Source organism: Chroococcidiopsis sp., from assembly GCF_051657925.1.
GTDB lineage: Bacteria > Cyanobacteriota > Cyanobacteriia > Cyanobacteriales > Chroococcidiopsidaceae > Chroococcidiopsis.
The window spans coordinates 1-4,235 of sequence record NZ_JBOFLP010000107.1 but is presented as its reverse complement, the minus strand read 5'-3'; the positions used below and the strand labels follow the sequence as shown (position 1 = coordinate 4,235).

5 protein-coding genes and 1 pseudogene are annotated in these 4,235 nt (G+C 44.0%); 3 read left to right on the top strand and 3 right to left on the bottom strand.

Annotated features, from left to right (window positions below):
* Window positions 1–128: pseudogene (locus ACRC32_RS08075) on the top strand (IS5/IS1182 family transposase); the annotation flags it as partial.
* A 9-nt stretch (window positions 129–137) separates the two neighbouring features.
* Entirely contained in the window at window positions 138–722 is a 585-nt protein-coding gene (locus tag ACRC32_RS08070; RefSeq protein ID WP_438553478.1) for a hypothetical protein, read from the top strand.
* A 287-nt stretch (window positions 723–1,009) separates the two neighbouring features.
* On the opposite strand, the gene ACRC32_RS08065 is transcribed toward ACRC32_RS08070, so the two are convergent.
* Window positions 1,010–1,612, bottom strand: a complete 603-nt coding sequence (locus tag ACRC32_RS08065; protein ID WP_438553477.1) for an APC family permease — start codon at window positions 1,610–1,612, stop codon at window positions 1,010–1,012.
* Window positions 1,613–1,678: 66 nt separating this feature from the next.
* Entirely contained in the window at window positions 1,679–2,215 is a 537-nt protein-coding gene (locus ACRC32_RS08060; RefSeq protein WP_438553476.1) for a hypothetical protein, read from the bottom strand.
* Between ACRC32_RS08060 and ACRC32_RS08055 the strand changes: the two genes are divergently transcribed.
* Complete coding sequence (locus tag ACRC32_RS08055; protein ID WP_438553475.1) at window positions 2,215–3,060, top strand: AI-2E family transporter; 846 nt, start codon at window positions 2,215–2,217, stop codon at window positions 3,058–3,060. The two genes, ACRC32_RS08060 and ACRC32_RS08055, sit on opposite strands and share 1 nt — an antisense overlap.
* A gap of 64 nt (window positions 3,061–3,124) precedes the next feature.
* Here the strand turns inward: ACRC32_RS08055 and ACRC32_RS08050 are convergent.
* On the bottom strand, window positions 3,125–4,235 hold a 1,111-nt coding region (locus ACRC32_RS08050), incomplete at its 5' end, for a cation:proton antiporter (protein ID WP_438553474.1).

The following is a 4,235-nucleotide window of genomic DNA, read 5'->3' as shown; positions in this document are numbered from 1 at the left end:
CTGGGCGATTTCGTCGATTAGCAAAGGATTATGAGCGTCTAGCAGAAACTTTAGTCGGTTTTCATCTTGTTGCTTTTGCTGCCTTGATGCTAAAACGATTTACAGACTTGGCACTACAAAGTGCATAACACCCTCTAGTGGACGAAGCCCACGACCTTCACAACAGTACGTTAATCAAAATCAAACGCCTAATTGAATTAGTACGCCTCCAAGGTGGCATTTTATCGATATTATTGGTGGGGCATCCCAAGCTAAAAAATGATTTGCGCCGACCATCTTTAGAGGAAATTGGTGCTAGGACAACCGTGTTTAGCCTCGAAGGGATTCGCGGACATCAGACGGAGTTTATTCATTGGCTTTTAAGTGAATGTATTCACGAAGAATATCTGGTATCCGATCTATTGACTGACGAAGCAATTGCATTTTTAGCGGAACGATTGACGACTCCGTTACAAATCGAACATTACTTAAAACTAGCATTTGAATCTGGTTATAAGGTAGGCACAAAACCAATTACAACCGGAATAATCGAGTCCGTTTTAGCTCATGCCATTAACGATCTAGAACCGCGCTTAATTCGGCATGGTTATAACGCCAAAGTGTTAGCTGATTTATTGAATCTGCGGATGGCTGAGGTGAATTCTTTTCTCCACGGTCAATTGCCTCCTGGTCGAACCCAAGATTTGAGAGACCAAATGCTAAAAATGGGACTTCCTGTGTAGAGGGAAATCGAATTTATCGCACGCGAGTTGGATATGAAAAACGGGAAATACCTTATACAGAGTTTTTTGAATTCATTCGTGTCCGATTTATATATAAATAAATGAACGTATATGTCCGGTTAAAAAGTTCGTATTTTTTGGACACCCTTGAGGGCGAAAATGCTGTAAACTCTGCTCTGAAGGAGTTACAGCATTTTCGCCCAGAATGTGACTTCATTTGCAGTGATTGTGGTTTGTTTGCAACGATTGTGGTTTCATTTGCAGCGATTGTGGTTTTGAGACACCCCTTATTTGCAGAGAATGTGGTTTGAAAATCGCCTTGTTTGCAGTTTCATCTCTCGATGTTTGCAGTTCGCTACAACTAGGGGTAAACCAGCAATAATAAAAAATAGTAATGACAGCAGCGTAACTGAAACGATCGCAATATTGACTACATTCGATCGCCGAATTCCACCCAATACAATTAATGTTAGCAGGACGACTGCCCCTAAAGCTGTAGGAACTAAAAAGGTGCGATCGCCGATTCCTAAAATATTAAGCAAGTAACCAGCACAGCCTAAAGCAGCAGTAGCAGCAGAAGCAGATTTAGCAATTAAAAACATCCAGCCAGCAGTAAAACCCAGCCAAGGATTGAGATATTTGTAGCCATATTCGTAAGCACCACCACTAACGGGATGGCTAGCCGCAAGTTGGGCGCTATTGAGTCCGTTGCATACAGCTACCCCAGCCGCGATCGCCACCGCAATAATTACTGCTGGACCCGCCACCCCTGCGGCAATCCCCGTACTGACAAATACACCTGCGCCAACAATAGAACCCAAACCAAGGGCGATCGCGCCTACTACTCCTAGTTCTCTTTTTAGCGACTGTGACGACTTCGGCTCAGACATTAGCAACTCCTGAGTTGAATTATGTTCTTCCCCTACTCCCTGCTAAATCTGTTCGTCCCCTACTTCCTACTCCTTGCTTCCTGTTGCAGGCGCACCATTCTGTTCTTGCTTCGCTCCGTTAGGATTTTGCACTTTTTCTTGTTGCAACTGTTCCACTTCCTGGGGTACTGTCGGTTCGTAAAACTGGGCTACATCCCAATCTCGCGTTAACCAGATTCCGGCAAAGGGGATGAGATAGAAAACAGCAGCTATGTATGCAATAGCAACTACTCTACCTTTAGTCACAAATTCCCCAGACCTTTCTGCTAACCAAACTGGAATTTTTCTAACTTTAGGAATGGGAAACAACAAGATAATGGCAAAGATATCGAAAATCATGTGTACCATTGCTACCATTAGCGAGGCTGTTCCTTCAGCATTGCCACCACTAGCTAATGACAGACCTGCTAGCAAAGCAGTCGTCGAAGTACCGATATTTGCCCCTAAGAAATAAGGAAGCGCTTGCAGAGCAGCTACAACACCAAGAGCAAGAATTGGTACGAGTACTGAGGTTGTAATGCTAGAACTTTGGACGGCAATGGTAATTAACAAACCAAACAGCATTGCTCTCCACCAAGAGCCGAAAAATTGTTAGTTTTTGGTTAATTGTGATTCCATTTATCAACCAGTTTCAAGACTTAGTGAAGCTTCTCCCAGCCGGAATCGAGCGGATTCAGCAAGGAATTAATTGGCTAGAGGAACGCATAGTACCGTTTTTCCCACAAGTTTCAGATATTAATGCACTCATCGAGCAACTTCAGCCTTTTATTACCAATCTCCCAGCGCAGGCGATCGCGTTCTTCTCTACTTCTGTAGGTGCAGTATTAGAGTTTTTGCTGGTTATTATTTTAACCTTGATGTTGCTAGTCAATCCTCAGCCTTATCGCAAATCTTTTATTCGCTGTTTCCCCGCATTCTATCGCAAACGGGTAGATGAGATTCTGACTCGCTGTGCCGATGGTTTGGGTGCGTGGACGGTTGGCGCTTTAATTGAAATGGTATTTATCGGTGCTTTAAGTGGGATTGGGTTATGGATATTACAAGTGCCGCTAGCACTAGCTCACGCAGTTTTAGCAGGATTGCTCAATTTTATTCCTAATATTGGACCAACTCTAAGCGTATTTTTGCCAGCGACGATCGCATTTCTGGATGCACCTTGGAAAGCTCTCGCTGTTATAGTTCTGTATATCATCATTCAGAATGTTGAAAGTTACTGGCTAACTCCAACCGTAATGGCGCATCAGGTGGCGCTGTTACCTGCGGTGACGCTGACGGCACAAATTTTCTTTACTACCTTTTTTGGTGCTTTAGGGTTGCTGATGGCACTTCCCCTTGCGGTAGTTGCTAAAACTTGGATTGAAGAAGCTTTATTTAAAGATATTTTGGATCGGTGGCAGCATTCCTCCTAAGTTCCCCACTCCCTACTGCTTACTGTCTTCCACCAAGCTTGGGCGAATTCTATTCGCTAAATATTTAATCGTTATGTCCATCTCCAGTTTGCAACACTTCTGGTAGAAACGGCGACAGTTCTCGATTCAATCGTCCGACTTTGACAAATTCCGCGTACGTATTCGCCTCTGTTGCTAGCAGTTCGGAACGTAATTGTTGGGCGCTAAAGTTTTTCAGGTCGGGATACTGGTTTTGTAATTGCTCGATTTCTTTTTGCAAGTCCTCAATCCCGCCTTTAATCAGTGCTTCTTGGTAGCGATAAAACTCTGGATCGATACCTGGGCGCTGGTCTGCCTGTAACTGTTGCAAGACGCGATCGAGGGCAACTCGTCGCGCTATAAATTCCGTATACTGCTCTTGTTGAGGGCGATCGCCTAATAAATTTAATTTTTGCAACAAAGGTTTAATTGTCAATCCTTGAAACAGCAAGGTAAATAGTACTACCCCAAACACGGTAGCAATAATTTTATCTCGCTCTGGTAAAGCAGCCGATACGCTCAGCGCTAGAGCAATAGAGACAGAACCGCGCAATCCACCCCACCAAAGTACAGTTTGGTCTGGTAACCCAATTGTAGATTTGGTGAGATAGTTACTCAACTGGCTGAGAGTATAGATTGCGATCGCCCGCATAGCCACAATTGCCCCCACCGTCACGGCAATAATTCCTAAATTCTCTCCCAACGTCGTAAAGTGAACTTGGTCGCCGATTAGTAGAAACACGATTGAGTTGACGAAAAACGCCAGAAACTCCCAAAACTCGCTGACAATAATTCGCGTACGGGGATTCATGCCGATGCGAGAGCCAAAATTACCTAAAATCAAGCTGCAAGTCACGACACCAATCACCCCAGAACCGCCTAAATCTTCGGTAATTATGTAAGTACCGTAAGCCGCAACCAGCGTTAAAGATTGTTCGACTAAAGGTAAATCGAATCTTTGCGTCAGATAGGAAATGCCAAAACCAATTAAACCGCCTACGGCAACGCCAACGCCCACCACTGTAAAAAACTGCACTAAAATTGGCTGAATTCCTAGCTGGGTATTTCCAAAAGACAGTGCGACTAAAAATTCAAATGCAACTACCGCCATTCCATCATTAAATAAGCTTTCGCCTTCCATTAAAGTTGTCAGACGA